Below are 16,293 nucleotides of genomic sequence, written 5' to 3' on the forward strand. Positions count from 1 at the left end.
ACGGTTTTTACTTTGGTCAACTAGCCACCAATAAATAAGGTTGTTTGAGCAATCGCTATATAAAAGGCTGGATTTTGAATCGGTGCAATCGTTTCAATTTGCAACTCTATATCAAAATGATTCGTTTCTTCATTAAATATTGCTTGCCAGCGGGCATAGTCAGTATCCTGCCACTCAAAATTAGACCAGCCCTCATGCTCCTTATGCAAAATCATTGTCGTGTCGCCATTTGTAATTTGTAAATCTGGAATTAAATCACGCCAGCCAATATAGCCGATTTCAAAAGGTTTTTCGCCTTCGATTTCCGCACGATAAAAGACGCGACCTTTGCGTGAAATTTTACGGCACATTGCGCGGTCATAGTCTTGAATATGTGCCTCGTATTTTACGAAATATTTGTAATCCATCATGCGATCAAAAAAGCGGCTCACGCCATTGCCATACATTCGTTGAACCGTACCAACATTTTGTGTAGCCTCATTTTTCACAAAAATTTCAGGTGTTTCTACAATTGTATTCGGGTGTGTATAAAAGTATTGTTTCATTGCCTTCCTCCTACAATTTACTATACAAAAAAGGAGCCCTTTCCGACAATGGAAAAGGCTCTTTTTTATCAATTATGCTTTTGTAATTTTATTCACAACACGGTTTGCTAATTTTTCTGCAGCCATTGGCAATGCTAATTTAAAGATTGGGTTTAGTGCAACACCTGCAACACCGCCCGCTTTCACTTCAAGATGCATAACCATTTCTGTATCAGTTGGGCTTACTTCATTCGCTTGGAAATAACCAGCACCCGTAAATTTATCGCTTAGGCCTTCTAATGAAAAGCCAATTTTTGATGGCTCTTGCCATTCTGTAATCGTGATTTTTGCATCTACTTTTTTCGTAATACCCGCTACTGTACCACCGAATGTCCAAGTAGATTCTTTATCATTTAACATTTCGTGCTGACGATATCCTGGTACTAATTTTGCCCATTTTTCGATATCAGATACGAAAGACCATACTTTTTGTTGTTCTACTGCGATATTTGTTTTATACGTTGTTTCTGCCACGTCACATCACTACTTTCTGTCTATTGTTCTTTTATTATATCAAGAAAACGTTTGATTGGCGATGATCAGCCTCGAATCTGGCCGGTGCCTTCGATATACACTTTTGTGGACGTTAATGCTGGTAAGCCCATTGGTCCGCGTGCATGTAACTTTTGTGTACTAATACCGATTTCCGCACCGTAGCCAAATTCAAAGCCATCGGTAAAGCGCGTTGATGCATTATGATACACCGCTGCAGCATCGACGCCTTGCTGGAAACGGCGTGCACGTTCTGGATGTGGTGTAATAATGGCCTCTGAGTGCTTTGTGCCATACGCATTAATATGACGAATGGCTTCGTCAAGAGTTCCCACTACTTTAACAGAAAGTTCCTCATTTAAATATTCCGTGCTCCAGTCATCTTCTGTCGCAAGCTTAATATTTTCTGGATTTAACTCATATACCGCTTCATCACCATGCACGATAATGTTTTCGCCTAATAGCATATCGACAAGCTCTTGCCCATGTGCATCAAACCATGTACGCTCTACTAATAAGCTTTCCGCCGCATTACAAACAGATGGGCGCTGTAGCTTCGCATTTTTCACAATATTAAAGGTCATCGCAACATCGGCATCCTCGTCGATGAAAATATGACAGTTGCCCGCACCCGTTTCAAGGACCGGCACACTTGCCTCGCGGATGACCATATCAATAAAGGCTTTACCGCCGCGTGGAATCAGGACATCTAAGTATTCTGTTAAGTTAAATAAATCGCTCGCTGTCTCACGGCTCGTGTCCTCAATGAGTTGTACGGCATCGATTGGCAGCGTTGATTTTTCAAGTGCTTTATGAATGGTATTCATAATGGCAATATTTGAAAACTTTGCTGATGAAGAGCCTCGTAAAATAACGGCATTTCCTGTTTTAATCGCCAGTGTCGCGGCGTCAACTGTAACATTTGGACGTGCCTCATAAATCATCGCAATGACACCAAGTGGCACGCGACGCTTTTCAATATGCAGACCGTTTTCTTTATCTATCGTTTCCAATACTTCACCGACTGGGTCTGGTAAATCGATCAGTTGCATAATGGCATCATGCATGTCGCCAATGCGCTCCTCTGTTAATAAAATACGATCCATCACCGATTGTGATAAACCAACTTCTTGGCCTACCTCTAAATCTTTATTATTTTCATCAACGATATAGACAGCATCCTCAACGAGCTGCTGTGCAATTAAGCGTAATGCTTCGTTTTTTTCATCGGTTGTACGTTCATTCATTAAGTAACTTGCTTGCTTTGCTAATAACCCTTTGTCATGTACTTCTGACATTTTAATCCACCCTCTCTGTTTGTACGAAACGATCACGGTGAATGACGACATCGAGTGCGCCGTCGATTTCATCTGTGCGTTTACCCATCGCTTCTTTTAATGTTTGTGCGTCGTACAGTACTTCGCCGCGTCCAATTAATTGACGTTCGCGGTATACCTCAACGACTTCTCCCGCTTCAAATGCCCCTTGTACGATGTAAACACCTGCAGGTAATAAACTTTTCCCCTTATAAAGCAGTGCTTCTGCAGCACCCTCATCAATGTAAATACGACCTGCTGCATCGGAAAATAAAGAAATCCATTGTTTTTTACTTGGTACAACGATAGCATGTTCTTTTTCGATATACGTACCATCGCCGTGACCTGCTAACACATCGATTAATTTATTTTTCCCTTCACCTCGACCAATAAACACGCTAACTCCTAGGTCATACGCGGTTTTTGCGGCTTGTAGCTTCGACTGCATGCCACCTGTACCTACCTTCGAACCTTCCGATGTCGCAAAACCAAGCAGTTCATCGGTAATTTTCGTCAAATGCTTAAAATGGATAGCATCCGGATTTTTCTTTGGATTGTCTGAATACAAGCCGTTAATATCGGTTAAAATAATGAGCTGATCGGCATGAACTAAGCCACTTACAAGGGCAGATAGCATATCATTATCACCAAATGTTAATTCCTGTACCGATACGGTATCATTTTCATTAATAATTGGAATAATACCGCGTTCAAGTAGTTCCTCAAATGTTTCATAGGCATTTTGATAGCGGTCTTTCTTTGAAAAATCGGTACGTGTTAATAAAACTTGCGCCGGTGTGATGTTATAGTTGGCTAATACTTCTGTATACTTTTGTACGAGTAAGCCTTGCCCAACGGCAGCTGCTGCCTGCTTACCCTTTAATGTCACTGGGCGCGACGGATAGCCTAATTTTTTAAAGCCACACGCAACAGCTCCAGATGACACAAGAATCACCTCATGACCATTTTGCTTTAATTGTGCAATGGCTGCTAGATGGTCTTGCACTTTGGCGTCATCAATCTCTCCTTTTGCATTTGTTAAACTACTACTCCCAATTTTTACGACAATTCGTTTCTGTTCCATGCGATTCACTCCATTAAAATAGCCCATTTCATCCTATAGTTTAAGGACGAAATGGGCTTGTTCGCGGTACCACCTTAATTGAATATAGTACATGACTATATTCCGCTCTTCTCATAACGCTTGAGGCTGCGCCTATGTTTGCATAGGAGCTAGAAAGTAGGTTCGATGTAGTGCTGCGTCGCTCTCTTTCAGCCGATGGAGAGCGTTCTCTACCCGTGCATGCTACATGTACTAATCTTTCTTACGCTTATATTTGTTGTCTATCATGCACTACAAAGTCTGTTCTGTCAATATATTCTGTTAATTTGACACGAATTCGCAAAAAATCGAGCAATCCGCAAATAGTGTGATTGCTCGATTTTTTAATGAGGCTTAACTGTACGTGATGTCGCAAATGCCACAAGGGCCATGCCTAAAAATAATAGTGATTTTCCGACATAGCTGTAGTTCAATGCACCATATACGGCGCATACACCCCCAAGCACCATGAGTACAATGCTTGGTCCACTTACTACCGCAAAGGATTTCCGTTTCGCTCGAAAGCGCATCGTCAGTTTTAATGCGATAAATCCGACAAGCATGCCGATAAAAAATGGGCCATAAAATCATATCGAACACCTCCATTAGCGCTTCATATATGGTTTATTCCCTTTATTACCGGCGATTGAACGATACTTCTAGTTGATTTTAACGAATGAAAATTCACATACCTTACTACCTAGTCCTCGTACATCTCACCAAAATACATGCTTTCAAAGTCATTTAAATCATCATTATCCGTTGTTTCTTTCGTCTCTTCTAACTGTGCTTGCTGTGCAGCAATAAATGCATGTGGGTCGACATAAGGTGATGCCTGTTGCTGTGGTGGCATCACTGGTGGCTGAATCGCTTGTTCTGGTGCGAGCAGTGGCGTCTCTACTAGTGGTCGTTCCTCTTTTTGTGCGATGACAGGCTCTGTCGCTGCTGCTACTACAATTTTCGGCTTTACTGTCGTGCGCTTTGGTTCTTCAATCAGTGGCACATTGTCAGACTGCGCTAATTCGTCATCATTTAAACGTATGACGGATTCAAGCCAGCCATCAAAGCTTCCTGGATGGTCAATCATTTGACGGGCCTGCTCAAAAACCGCTTCTTGCACTGCCATGTCATGTAATGCCGCGAGTGATTTGTAGGCATTTAATTTATGTGCCATCATCGTATAGTAGGCACTATCTTCTCGTTGACCGGCTTGTTCATACAATGCTGCGAGTTGTAAATAGGCTTCGGCTGTCGGCTCCATTTGAAAAGACTCCAAATAACGCGTAATCGCCGCGTCCTTTTTTTGTTGCGCAAAAAGAGCTTGTGCCTCGATTTGACGTGCCTCGGCTGTCGGAATGACTGCAGCCATACGCTGCGCCTTTTGTGGCTCATCTAGTATGGTATAAATTTCCGCGAGCTTCATTGTCATCTGCTGTTTTGCCTCGCTTGATAAGCTGTCGAACGCTTGACTATAATCCTGTGCGATACTGTCGACTAAAAATTGTTTGAATTCATTCATCTAAAAAAACTCCTTACGCTTTAAGTATGTTTAGTATACCAAATATCTAAAAAAGGAACCGTGCAACTGCACGATTCCCTCGTATTAGCCTCGGTCAAAATTACCTGCCACTTCAACCGTTTGTGTAATGTTCATAAATGCTTGTGGATCGACTTGTTTGACAATTTCTTTCACTTCATTTAATTGATAACGTGTAATAACCGTCATTAAAATGTCGCGTTTTTCGCCCGTGTAGCCACCCTTACCTTCTGTCATCGTAATACCACGATACAATCCTGAAAGCAGTGCATCTTTTGTTTCTTCCCCTTTGGCGGTAATAATCGTCACCGTTAGCTTAATATGATTCGTGTGAATTAAGTCGATTACCTTACCTGTCGCATAAATGCTGACAAGTGTATTTAATGCCGCATCCCAACCAAATACAAAGCCAGATGCAATGACAACAACTGCATTTAAACCAGAAATAATCGTTCCAAGTGGGAAATTACTACGCTTGCTAAGAAGCATCGCAATAATATCAAAGCCACCTGATGACCCCGATGCCTTAAAGACAATCGCAATCCCAAGCCCCGCAATCACCCCGCCAAAAATACCCGCTAAAATGGAGTCCTCTGTAAAGCCAACGACTGGAATAACCGATAAACTTACTGAAATGGTCACAACTGATAAAATCGTATACGTAATAAATTTCTTACCTAATTTCCAGACGCCTAAAATCAATAATGGTAAATTTAATAAAAAGTTAAGTACTCCGGTATCAAATGGTGTAATAATCCCAAGCATCATCGCAATCCCGCTTAAACCACTACTTAAAATTTCATGTGGAATTAATAAAAAATTGTAAGCTAGTGCAATAATAATCGAGCCAATTAAAATCATGCTAATGTCGCGTACATGATGCATTTCTCTATCCCCTTTTACGTTCAAATGCTTTAATCAACGTAATTATAGTGCAAAATATCGCGAAATAACTGTTAAAAGTTTTTTCTGAAAATAGCTGTTCTATGCGTGTTTTTCTGTACTGGACAACTGTTTTCTACCAATGTAAAAAGCGATGAAAAATGCGGGAATTGTAAAGACAATCATGCCGAGGAAAGCCGCCTGCATCGACATTGTGTACAAGTACGTCGCAAAAAAGGTCATGAGCGCGGTCGCAAAACTTTGTGCAAATGTCGCATACAGTCCTTGTGCACTCGGTAAATAATTCGTTGGTACATTCGCGGTAATAAAGCGCATAAACGCATAATGTGCAAGCGCAAACGATAAACTATGGAACAGCTGACTAACGATAAACAGCTCGACGTTTGGGAAGAAATAAATGATGCACCAGCGCGCAGTTGAACCTGCCGCCGCAAGTGCAAACATCATGCCAGGCGTCCATTTTTTAAACAATCGATCGGCGTATGTGAACAGCATAATTTCAAATAACACCGACACATTAATAATCATACCGATGTAATACTTCGACACGCCAAGCTCCTGTAAATATAAATAGCCATAGTTGTAATAGGCAGCATGTGCACCTTGTAGTAAAATCGCCAGCAGTAAAATAAGCGGGAAATGGCGCACTTGAAATAATTTTTTAAAGGATGGGCGTTCTGCGGTCGCTGCGGGTGCTAATCGTACACTATCCGGCGCCTTCGTCCATGTCAGCGCAGTAAAAATTGCCAAAATGACAATCATGCCACCGAGGAATAATTGGTCCCCAAATGCACCTGATAGCATACTAATAATGAGTACCATACAAATAAAGCCGATGGAGCCAAATGAGCGCGCCTTCGCATAGCGTAGCTGACTATGCTGCGTGAGTGAGCCAGCCGTCGCATCAAGCGCAGGCATTAGCATTGGGAAAAAGAAATTAAATAAAGCGGTAATTATAAGCAGCGGCATATAGCCCTGTGCTGGGATATAGCTACAAGCAAGCAAAAAGGCCGCCGCACTGACCCACTGTAAGACACGTAAATCACTCGCGGTTTTTTTCATAGCGTAATCGTCGATAACCCGCGCATAAGTAAGCCGATGCTCATAATGACGCTTGCCTGCTCAATCGAGAGGTTTTTGCCATCAACTAAATAGCCCGTCCAATACGGTAAAAAGATGCCCCAGCCCATAAAAAATAAGAAAAAACGGACGGACATCCAGCGTTGTACGTTCATGTCATTCACTCCTTCTTCGCATCGTATCATGAAAACTTTTTAGTATAATAGGAGATATCTCATATTTTGGAGGCATTTGATGAAAAAAATAATGACTGAAACGAGACAACACTTCGTTAAAGAGGCCGCACTGCAAGCGATTTTCCCAAAGGGCATTGAACAATTTGCAGAGATTCATGACTTTGAAGCCGGTGAATTTATTAATGTCGAGGGCGATGAGCCAGCGTATTTGTATTATATTTTATCCGGTAAAGTGAAAGTTTATTTTACCCAATCCAACGGCAAAGTCGCGCTATTGCATTTCCTCGGCACGCATTCTTTTATCGGTGATATGGAGTTGCTTGAGGCACGGTATTATTCAAAGGGCATTCAAGCATCTCAAAAAACACGCTGCCTCGCATTCCCGACCGTGCATGTACGTGAGCTTTTATTAAATGATGTCACCTTTTTACGTCATTTAGCGTTGTATATGAGTAAAAAAATCATGCATAACTCCGCCAAAATGTCGCAAAGTTTAGCCTATCCGCTTGAAAATCGTTTGGCTGAATTTATTTTGATGTCTGAAAATAATGGCATTTATAAAGAAAAACATACCGAAGCCGCAGAATTTTTAGGCGTTTCGTATCGTCATTTATTGCATGTTTTAGCGCAGTTTGTAGAGCGCGGTCTTCTCCAAAAAGACGGAAGATGCTATATATTACGCGAGAAATCGATTCTAGAAGAAATGGCGACATCTATATTCGCTACGGCGATTCACGACTGATTCATTCGCAAAATATTTCCTATGCGCTTTTTTGCTATTTTGTGATAATATTTTCGGCATTCACCCATTTAATTCATTTAATTTTAAAAATTGTCTGAAAATAGATGTCTGTGATATATTGTGTTCACTATTTGTTTAGTGATACAATTTAGAAAATTATAAAAAATTATTTAAGTAAAGGAAGTTAGGCATATGGAATTTTCTCAACGAATCTTAGACACCCCTTCATCATTTATTCGTAATATTTTAAAAGTAACAGATTCACCAAATGTTATCTCTTTTGCGGGTGGACTACCAAATCCAATCTCATTCCCGGTTGAAAAACTACGTGAATCTGTCAACCGCGCCATCGATGAAGACGGTAGTAAGCTTTTCCAATACTCAACAACAACAGGCTATGCACCACTTCGTCAATACATTGCAGACAAGTACAATCATAACTTCGACTTAGGCATTACAGCGGATGATATTATTATTACAACCGGCTCACAGCAAGCACTGACATTACTTGGTCAAGTTTTAGTGAATGAGGGCGATGGCATTATTATCGAAGAGCCAGGCTATCTCGGTGCGATTCAAGCCTTTATGCTTGCGCAGCCAACTTTCTACCCTGTGACACTTGAGCAGGATGGTTTAAACCTTGATGAATTAAAAGAAGCGCTTGAAAAACCAAATGCAAAATTCATTTACACTGTACCAAATTTCCAAAACCCAACCGGTTTAACGTATACACAAGAAAAACGTGACGCGGTGTATGACATTTTAAAAGATTACCCAGATATCGTATTAATCGAGGATGATCCATACGGCGAGCTACGCTTTGAAGGCACAGCACTACCATATATTGGTGGTGGACGCCTTCCAAATAGCGTTATTTTAGGCTCATTCTCAAAAACAGTCGCACCGGGTATGCGTATCGGCTTTATCATTTCAAAAAACAAAGAATTAATGACACATGTCGAAACAGCGAAGCAAGCGGCTGATTTACACACTAATATTTTCTCGCAATATGTGCTGCATGATTATTTAACACATAATGAATATAAAGAGCATGTTGAGAAAATCATTGATTTATACGGTAAACAAGCAAACGCGATGCTTGACGCACTTGAAAAATACATGCCAGAAGGTGTGACATGGACAAAACCTGAGGGCGGGATGTTTATTTGGGCGACATTACCGGATAATAAATCTGCACTTGATATGTTTTCAAAAGCAATGGAAGCGGATATTGCCTTCGTACCGGGTGACCCCTTCTACACAGGCTCACAACATGTGCCAACCCTGCGCCTAAACTATACGGCCTCGACACCAGAAGTTATTGATGAGGGCATCAAACGTTTAGCAGAACTTTTCAAAAAATATTAACGAAAAAGAGGCTTTGACATACGTCTAAAAATAACCTCTCTTATGAGCATAAGAAAAACCGGAATCGTGCTGTAGCACGGTTCCGGTTTTTCGTTGTGAACGCTAAAAGGAAAATGACGTGTTTCGTCTAGTCTTTTTTATGGTGTTTTTATGAGTGCCTCAACAATCGCCTCATAATAACTTTGCGGATGTGGCACGAGCTGGGCACGTGTCGTTGTCTCGACTTCCCCGCTTTGAACATCACACAATGATATAGTTGGTGCATCTCCGTAAATCAATGCCGCAAAATCGGCTAGCCGACACGTTAAAAGAGCTGCTACCTCCTCTTGTTGCAACGTGAACGTTTGAGGTGTCGTCACCTTATAGACGTAACAACGCGCCCATTCGCGGTCTGAAATCGCTGGTGTTAGCACGATATTTTGTAATGTGCCAATGGACTGTAGCTCAGAAAACTTCACGTCAATCCCTAATTCCTCCGCCACTTCACGAATGCCATCTTCTGGCGTTTCCGTTGCGAGTAAATGCCCCGCTGCCGTAATATCGTAGCGCAGTGCATAATCCTTTTTATTGGCGCTTCGCAGCTGCAAATAAACGAAGCGCTCGCCTTCCCTCTCTTCAATCAACCAACAATGAAACGTTTCATGCCATAAACCAGACGCATGAATATGGTCGCGTGTGGCGATACCTACTCGCTGATCGTGCTCATTAAAAACTGCTAACTCCTCGATGATGCTCATCTCCTATTTGTCCGCAAAAGCGAATGTTACTTTATTATTTTCTAACATTAGTTTCGCGCTAAATGGATTGCCTTTTTTCGATTTAAAGCCTTTTAATTCAGCTGTTTCACCGTTCGTTACTAAATCGGTTAATTGCTTCGGTGAAATTTTCTTCTGTGCGATAATTTTAGATACCGTAAATTTGCAACCGCCCTTATAGTTCGTACAGCCGTAAAAGGATTTATGCTCAATAAGTTGCCCTTCCTTACATGCTGGACAGGTAACGATTGGCTTCGTCGATGACACCGGTGTCGCTGCTTCCTTCGCCTCCGATAAATCCGTTTGCGCGACCATAGCTGGTGTCGTGTCGATTAAATGACGTAAAAACTTCTCGACACTCGCAAAAAAGGCCTCCTGTGTCCCCGTTCCTTCGCCAATTTTCCGCAAATACGTTTCCCACTTAGCGGTCATCGTTGGACTCGCAAGGAGTGAGCCGGTAATGACCTGGCATAATACGCGACCCTTTGGCGTTAATGACACAATGTTTTTCGTCACTTGAATATACTCATGGCGTTTTATCGTTTCAATAATGCCCGCACGCGTCGCCTCGGTCCCAATGCCCTCTACCTCTTTTAAAATATCGCTCTCTGTCTCATCATCGACAAGCTTCCCGCATGTTTTCATCATTTGAATGAGCTGGCCCTCGGTAAATGGTTTCGGTGGCTTCGTTTCACCCTCATGGACATGAATAAGTGCGGCAACCTCCTCGTCCTGCTCGACAATCGGTAGCTTAGGCGGCTCCTTGTCATCCTTCTTCTGTGGCCATAGCTCCTGAAAGCCGCGGTCTTTTTCGACTTTACCGACCGAATAAAAGACAATATCCTGTACATTTGTTTCAATCGTCGTTTCCTCGTACATATAATCTCGGTGAAACATCGCCAGTGTCGTGCGCATAATTTCAACGTACAATCGTTTTTCAGGGTCACTTAATTTCGCGAGCTTCGCTACAGTCGGTACGGTTTTCGTCGGAATGATGGCATAGTGCTCCTCTACTTTTGAGGCATCGACATAGCGCTTCGACGGCGCAAGACTAGCGGGCTCAAAATTCGCCTTCATAATGTCCTGAAAGGCGGGTAATGCTTCTTTTAAATACGCAAACTCTGCTGGTGTAATGAACTGGCAATCCGAACGTGGATACGATACGAGCTTTTTCTCATACAATTTCTGTACTGTTTCAAGCACCATTTTCGGACTAAATTTCCATAGACGATTGGCCTTTTGCTGTAACGTTGACAGGGAATGCAGCTTTGGTGGTAAATTGCGCTTCATCTTTTTCGTCACTTTTTGAATCGTACCCGGTAATGGCGTATTCTCCGCAATACCTGCCTGCGTTAAAATCGCTAGTGCTTCTTCATACGTCTCCTTTTTCACCTTCGCCTTGCCACTATATTCCCCTTGTGCCGCATTGAATTTCCCCATTAGCTCATAAAATTTCTTCGGCTTAAAGTTTTCAATTTCACATTGGCGCTCATAAATCATAAAGACCGTTGGCGATTGCACGCGTCCAATCGACATGACCTCATTTAGCCCCTGCTGCTTTAACAGCACCGTATACAGACGACTCGCATTCATGCCAACAAGCCAGTCGCTAATTTGGCGTGTTTCGGCCTCTTTAAACATCCGTAAATCCTTCGCATTGTCTTGAAGCTGACGAAAGCCCGCACGAATTTCGTCGGCCTCTAGTGAATTAATCCATAAACGCTGAATCGGCTTATTGCGCACGCCGGCTTGACGCAAAATCGAATAAAAAATATTCGAGCCTTCGCGGTCCACGTCACAGGCATTAATTAAGACGTCTGCTCCCTTGAGTAATTTTTTCACTTCCTGGAATTGCTCCCACTTGCCTTTTGCTACTTTAAATTCATATTTTGAAGGAATCATCGGCAGCACATCTAGCTTCCAGCGCTTCCAAGCACTATCATACTCAGCCGGTGCCTTTAGCTCCACTAAATGGCCGATGCCCCATGTAATGACAGCCCCTGATGGAAAGACCTCATTTGGCGCAAGCTCAATAAAATGTTTTGTTTTTTTCGCGACAGGAAAGGCTTCTGCATACGCCTTTGCCTGCGATGGTTTTTCAGCTAATATGACAATGCTCATGCCTGCACCTCCTGTGTTTCGAGTTGTAGTAGGTTATGCTGTAGTAATTCGTCGGTTAAGCGACTAAGCGGAAGGCCTACAACCGTTAAGTAATCGCCGTCAATTTTTTCGACAAAAAAGACGCCATCCGTTTGAATGCCGTAGCCACCTGCCTTATCAAATGGATCTCCTGTTGCGACATATGCCTCAATAAAAGCATCCGAAACCATACGGAATGTCACTGATGTCGTTTCGACAAAACTATAGGTATTCTGTGCGGTGACAATCGCAACTGCCGTTAGGACCTCATGTGTTTTACCGCGTAGTTTTTGCAAATGCTGTACCGCTTCATTTGTCGTTTTTGGTTTATGTAAAAGCTGGTCATGATAGACAACAATCGTATCCGAGCCAATGACAACGGCATCTGGATGTTTAGCCGCGACGGCCTGTGCCTTTAATAACGCGACGTCTTGCACATATTGCGGTGCTGTCTGAAATGCCACGCTTGTCTCCTCAACATCGGCTGATTGCACGTCAAATGGTATATGGAGCTGTGCAAATAACTCACGACGGCGCGGTGACTGTGATGCTAAAATAAATGATGCTGTCGTTTGAAAATTCATAAAATCCCTCGCATTCTATCTAGTAATTTCATTTTAACATTCACTACTGCTTTACAAAAGGCAGAGCAATCAAGTATGTTTATCTATACACTACATAACAAAGGGGTACTTTTTATGAATAAAGAACAGTTAATGAACGAGGCGCGCGGCGTCTTAAAAAACTCGTATAGCCCATACTCCAAATTTCCAGTAGGAGCTGCGTTACTTTTAACAGATGGCTCGGTCATTACGGGCGTCAATGTTGAAAATGTGTCATTTGGTGCCACAAACTGTGCAGAGCGTACGGCGATTTTCACGGCGCTAACACAGGGGTATAAAAAAGGCGATTTTGTAGCGATTGCCGTTGCCGGTGATACGGACGATTTCTTACCACCATGTAGCATTTGCCGCCAAGTCATGGCTGAATTTTTCACACCGAATATGCCGGTTTATTTAACAAATCGCGCGGGGGATATTAAAGAGCTTGCGTTAAAAGAATTATTACCGTTTGCGTTTACGGAATTAGACATGTAAGCAAAAAGGAGCCGCAATACTGCGCCTCCTTTTTTCATGCTATTTTTTTCTCTTTGCATACCATTTTAAAAGTAAATACCAACCACCGACAAAAATAACGAGGCCGACAATCGTTGGACCAAATACGACACGCCCAACGACGAGATAGCTAACAATTAGCATGACAACGAGCCACGCTAATGCAAAAAATAATACAAATTGCCATGGAATCTTCATATTACGAACGTTCCCCTTCCAATAGTGCATACACCGCATGGTCGACAAAATGGTCATACAGCCATTCCGACTCACGCGCGATACCCTCCTGTGTAAAGCCAAGGCGCTCGGGAATGGCACGACTTGCACGATTTTCAACGGCTGCACGAATTTCAACACGATGAAGCTTTACGGCATCAAATAAATAGTCGACAAGTCTTGCGACACTGCGCGTCATAAGACCATGCCCTTGAAAGTCTTCCGCAAGCCAGTAGCCAATCGATGTCGAACGATTTTCACGATCGAGCGCATGTGTGCCAACCGTCCCTGCAAACTGTCCCTTATATAAAATCGCCATATTTAAAATGCCTGATACCGCAAATTGCTTTTCGGTGAAGGCGATAAATTGACGCGTATCTAAAATCGTTTTCGTGCCATCAACCCACGGAAGCCATTCGCGTAAGTAGCTACGGTGTTCATCTACTGCTGCAAACATCGCCTCTGCATGCGCATCACTTAATTGTTGTAACGTTGTGTGCGCATCTAATTGCCATTCCATTCTAAACGCCCCCTTTAACTATGCGCTTATTATAGCATGTCGCGGTCCCTCGTAACGCTTAAGAGACAACTTGCGATTAGTAAAACCCCTGCAATGACATAAAATTGACCGGTAAGTGACAATGGTAATAACGCCAGCCCCGATGAGCCAACGACCGTACCAAGCGAGAAGAACGCATAAAAATACCCGTACGCACGCCCTCTTGTTTGTTCGGTCGTTCCTTCAATAAGCATGCGATTCATTGCGGGGAATAATAGCGCAAAGCCAACACCATACAAGGCAAGTATCGCATAAAGGAACACTTGCGACGTTGTGATACTAATAAAAAACTGACTGATTCCAATAAAGGCAATCCCTAACACCATGAGCCATTTAGCAGACCATTTATCAAATACATAACGTGTTGGCAGTACAAATAATAAGACCGCCACAATGCCAAACATACTCATCAGCGTGCCACTTAACCGCGATTCATAGCCTAATAATTCGATACGAATTGGTAATAAATACGCCAGCGCCCCTTGTGACATCATCAGCAAAAAGGCCGCCATAAAGGCACGTATGGCGCGTGTATTCCAGCTAAACGTTTGTTGCGTCGTCTGCGATTTCTTTTTCACCGTTAGCTGGAAAAATATTAATGCCACAACGACAACGGCACCAATGATTGCGACCGTCATCAGCACAAATGGTACCGAGGTACGCGTTGCCACAATGCCGCTATAAGCTGGGCCTAAAATCGCCGCAATGCCGACAAAGGCACCCGTTAATGCCGACTGACTGCCCTGTGTTTGCTGGGCTGTTTGATTGGCGACAAGCGTAAAGGCGGCCGGTGTAATAAGTCCTGCCACAAAGCCATGACAGGCACGTAGTACGAGCAAGGTGGTCGGTGAATCAATAACCGTATATGCACATAATGATAGCACCGTAAGCATCAGTCCAATTATTGCAATACGCTTCGCTCCCACACGGTCAGTTAAAATACCCGACGCCATATTCCCAAACATATTCGTAAAGGAATACATCCCAACGACAAGTCCGGCTATCATCGTCGAAGCGCCTAATGACAGTGCAAAGGTACTCATGACGGGAAGCTGTGCGAATAAATCGAGAAACGTAAAGAAAATCGCACCATACAATAACCAAATTTGTTTAAATGGTTGCGGTCGATAACGTGCTTCAGCCCGCTTTATGTATCGATCGAATAAAAAGTTCCCAAATGGGATAAAGGCAACAAAGACCGCTACAATGGAATAAACAATGGGCCATTGCATACGTAACTGGGCCCACGCAATCGACGCGAGATACAACATAAAAATGGCGCCATGCAAACTGCCCATAATCGTTACCGCTAGTGGCAAATCCCACACATATTTTAGTGGCATCGCGACACCTAATAAAATTAATAGCGATAGGCCGTCTAAAATGCCCATCGTTCGTAAAAATTGCACAGCTTTTGAGTGCACAGTATTCCCTTCTTCCATTATTCATTACTAAAAAGTATACCGCATACTTGTCGCTATTGGCTTCTATTGTGCCTGTATTTGGCAATAAAAAAAGCCGACGTCGTTCATACGTCGGCTTTTACACTACTGAATCGCTAAATAGCGTGTTGGGACAGCTTTTAGTATCGCGAGCGCTAGCATGGCGCCTGTCACCGTCGACAATAAAAAGGACGGCATGAAAAATAACGCAGATACCGCGGGTGCATGCATAAAGAACATACTATAAGGTACCGCAACAAGGGATGCGATGATGCCTGTGCCAATTATTTCCCCACTGATTGCGGCTATGCGTCTTTTCGTTATCCTATAGAGCATACCTGCAAGCACTGCCCCTATAACACTTCCTGGAATGGCTAATAAAGTCCCCGTCCCCATCATCAGTCGAATAAGTGATGCCAATATAGCCTGTATAATTGCCGGAATCGGCCCTAGTGTTACCGTGCAAATAATGGTCATCATATGCTGAATGGGCGCCACTTTTGCCACACCAATCGGGATGCTCACAACACTTGAGCCGATAACACAAATCGCGATATACATCGCTAATAACGTCATTTTTTTCATATAAAAAGCCCCTCTCTTTCTGATGCGATTGCCAAAAGAAAAAGAGCCAGGCCCTTATTATCTTTGTAAGTTGCTTCCCTCCGCTAGTATGAACTAGATCAGGTTTCAAGGATTAAGCGGCTGTAGCGCTCTCTCAGTCAGTCACACTGACACTCCTAGCAATCGTCCCCGCTACTGTATCA

At 42.9% G+C, this 16,293-nt stretch carries 19 protein-coding genes and 1 riboswitch; of the genes, 3 read left to right on the top strand and 16 right to left on the bottom strand.

Features of this window, described 5'->3' with window-relative positions; translation table 11 throughout:
* Positions 1-20: 20 nt before the first annotated feature.
* The 9 genes from ACFSY7_RS19730 to ACFSY7_RS19770 all read right to left on the bottom strand — a co-directional run bounded on the left by ACFSY7_RS19730 (position 21) and on the right by ACFSY7_RS19770 (position 7,169).
* Positions 21-545: a tubby C-terminal domain-like protein gene (locus ACFSY7_RS19730; RefSeq protein WP_126990165.1), complete on the bottom strand. Its 525-nt coding sequence runs from the start codon at positions 543-545 to the stop codon at positions 21-23.
* 72 nt (positions 546-617) lie between these two features.
* Positions 618-1,058 carry a CoxG family protein gene (locus ACFSY7_RS19735; protein WP_139992231.1) on the bottom strand — a complete coding sequence of 147 codons (441 nt, stop codon included), beginning with the start codon at positions 1,056-1,058 and terminating at the stop codon, positions 618-620.
* Positions 1,059-1,123: 65 nt separating this feature from the next.
* Positions 1,124-2,374, bottom strand: coding sequence for a glutamate-5-semialdehyde dehydrogenase (locus tag ACFSY7_RS19740; protein ID WP_380149342.1), 1,251 nt, complete (start codon positions 2,372-2,374; stop codon positions 1,124-1,126).
* 1 nt (position 2,375) lies between these two features.
* The gene (proB, locus tag ACFSY7_RS19745; RefSeq protein WP_126990168.1) at positions 2,376-3,476 is read right to left on the bottom strand and encodes a glutamate 5-kinase; all 1,101 of its coding nucleotides are present in this window, start codon (positions 3,474-3,476) and stop codon (positions 2,376-2,378) included.
* 362 nt (positions 3,477-3,838) lie between these two features.
* Positions 3,839-4,057: a hypothetical protein gene (locus ACFSY7_RS19750; RefSeq protein WP_380149343.1), complete on the bottom strand. Its 219-nt coding sequence runs from the start codon at positions 4,055-4,057 to the stop codon at positions 3,839-3,841.
* Between the two features lie 137 nt (positions 4,058-4,194).
* A complete protein-coding gene (locus ACFSY7_RS19755) occupies positions 4,195-5,013 on the bottom strand; it encodes a hypothetical protein (RefSeq protein ID WP_380149344.1) in 819 nt (272 codons plus the stop codon).
* An 84-nt stretch (positions 5,014-5,097) separates the two neighbouring features.
* Positions 5,098-5,916 (bottom strand): YitT family protein, encoded by an 819-nt coding sequence (locus ACFSY7_RS19760; protein WP_380149345.1) that lies wholly within the window; start codon positions 5,914-5,916, stop codon positions 5,098-5,100.
* Between the two features lie 99 nt (positions 5,917-6,015).
* The gene (locus ACFSY7_RS19765; RefSeq protein ID WP_380149346.1) at positions 6,016-6,996 is read right to left on the bottom strand and encodes an MFS transporter; all 981 of its coding nucleotides are present in this window, start codon (positions 6,994-6,996) and stop codon (positions 6,016-6,018) included.
* Positions 6,993-7,169, bottom strand: a complete 177-nt coding sequence (locus tag ACFSY7_RS19770; RefSeq protein WP_380149348.1) for a hypothetical protein — start codon at positions 7,167-7,169, stop codon at positions 6,993-6,995. The genes ACFSY7_RS19765 and ACFSY7_RS19770 overlap by 4 nt, the downstream gene beginning before the upstream one ends.
* A gap of 79 nt (positions 7,170-7,248) precedes the next feature.
* On the opposite strand from ACFSY7_RS19770, the gene yeiL reads away from it, so the two are divergent.
* A complete protein-coding gene (yeiL, locus tag ACFSY7_RS19775; RefSeq protein WP_380149349.1) occupies positions 7,249-7,932 on the top strand; it encodes a transcriptional regulator YeiL in 684 nt (227 codons plus the stop codon).
* Between the two features lie 192 nt (positions 7,933-8,124).
* Positions 8,125-9,300, top strand: coding sequence for an aminotransferase-like domain-containing protein (locus ACFSY7_RS19780; protein ID WP_126990174.1), 1,176 nt, complete (start codon positions 8,125-8,127; stop codon positions 9,298-9,300).
* A gap of 137 nt (positions 9,301-9,437) precedes the next feature.
* Here ACFSY7_RS19780 and ACFSY7_RS19785 read toward each other — a convergent pair whose 3' ends face one another.
* From ACFSY7_RS19785 to ACFSY7_RS19795, 3 genes are read right to left on the bottom strand one after another with little or no spacing between them, the layout of a single operon-like run.
* Positions 9,438-10,037 carry an NUDIX hydrolase gene (locus tag ACFSY7_RS19785; RefSeq protein WP_380149350.1) on the bottom strand — a complete coding sequence of 200 codons (600 nt, stop codon included), beginning with the start codon at positions 10,035-10,037 and terminating at the stop codon, positions 9,438-9,440.
* Positions 10,038-10,040: 3 nt separating this feature from the next.
* Entirely contained in the window at positions 10,041-12,176 is a 2,136-nt protein-coding gene (locus ACFSY7_RS19790; protein ID WP_380149351.1) for a type IA DNA topoisomerase, read from the bottom strand.
* A complete protein-coding gene (locus tag ACFSY7_RS19795) occupies positions 12,173-12,778 on the bottom strand; it encodes a Maf family protein (protein WP_380149352.1) in 606 nt (201 codons plus the stop codon). Before ACFSY7_RS19795 ends, ACFSY7_RS19790 begins: the two co-directional genes overlap by 4 nt.
* Before the next feature lie 75 nt (positions 12,779-12,853).
* Between ACFSY7_RS19795 and cdd the strand changes: the two genes are divergently transcribed.
* Positions 12,854-13,291, top strand: coding sequence for a cytidine deaminase (cdd, locus tag ACFSY7_RS19800; protein ID WP_380149418.1), 438 nt, complete (start codon positions 12,854-12,856; stop codon positions 13,289-13,291).
* 39 nt (positions 13,292-13,330) lie between these two features.
* Here the strand turns inward: cdd and ACFSY7_RS19805 are convergent, their stop codons facing one another.
* From ACFSY7_RS19805 to thiW, 4 genes are all read right to left on the bottom strand, one after another.
* The gene (locus tag ACFSY7_RS19805; RefSeq protein WP_186439509.1) at positions 13,331-13,507 is read right to left on the bottom strand and encodes a hypothetical protein; all 177 of its coding nucleotides are present in this window, start codon (positions 13,505-13,507) and stop codon (positions 13,331-13,333) included.
* A gap of 1 nt (position 13,508) precedes the next feature.
* Positions 13,509-14,045 carry a GNAT family N-acetyltransferase gene (locus ACFSY7_RS19810; protein WP_380149353.1) on the bottom strand — a complete coding sequence of 179 codons (537 nt, stop codon included), beginning with the start codon at positions 14,043-14,045 and terminating at the stop codon, positions 13,509-13,511.
* Positions 14,046-14,074: 29 nt separating this feature from the next.
* On the bottom strand, positions 14,075-15,526 hold the full coding sequence (locus ACFSY7_RS19815) for an MFS transporter (protein ID WP_380149354.1): 1,452 nt from the start codon (positions 15,524-15,526) through the stop codon (positions 14,075-14,077).
* 105 nt (positions 15,527-15,631) lie between these two features.
* A complete protein-coding gene (gene thiW, locus ACFSY7_RS19820) occupies positions 15,632-16,111 on the bottom strand; it encodes an energy coupling factor transporter S component ThiW (protein WP_126990180.1) in 480 nt (159 codons plus the stop codon).
* A gap of 58 nt (positions 16,112-16,169) precedes the next feature.
* Positions 16,170-16,278, bottom strand: a riboswitch (TPP riboswitch).
* Between the last annotated feature and the right edge of the window lie 15 nt (positions 16,279-16,293).

The organism is Kurthia populi (assembly GCF_042686175.1).
Classification (GTDB): domain Bacteria; phylum Bacillota; class Bacilli; order Bacillales_A; family Planococcaceae; genus Kurthia; species Kurthia populi.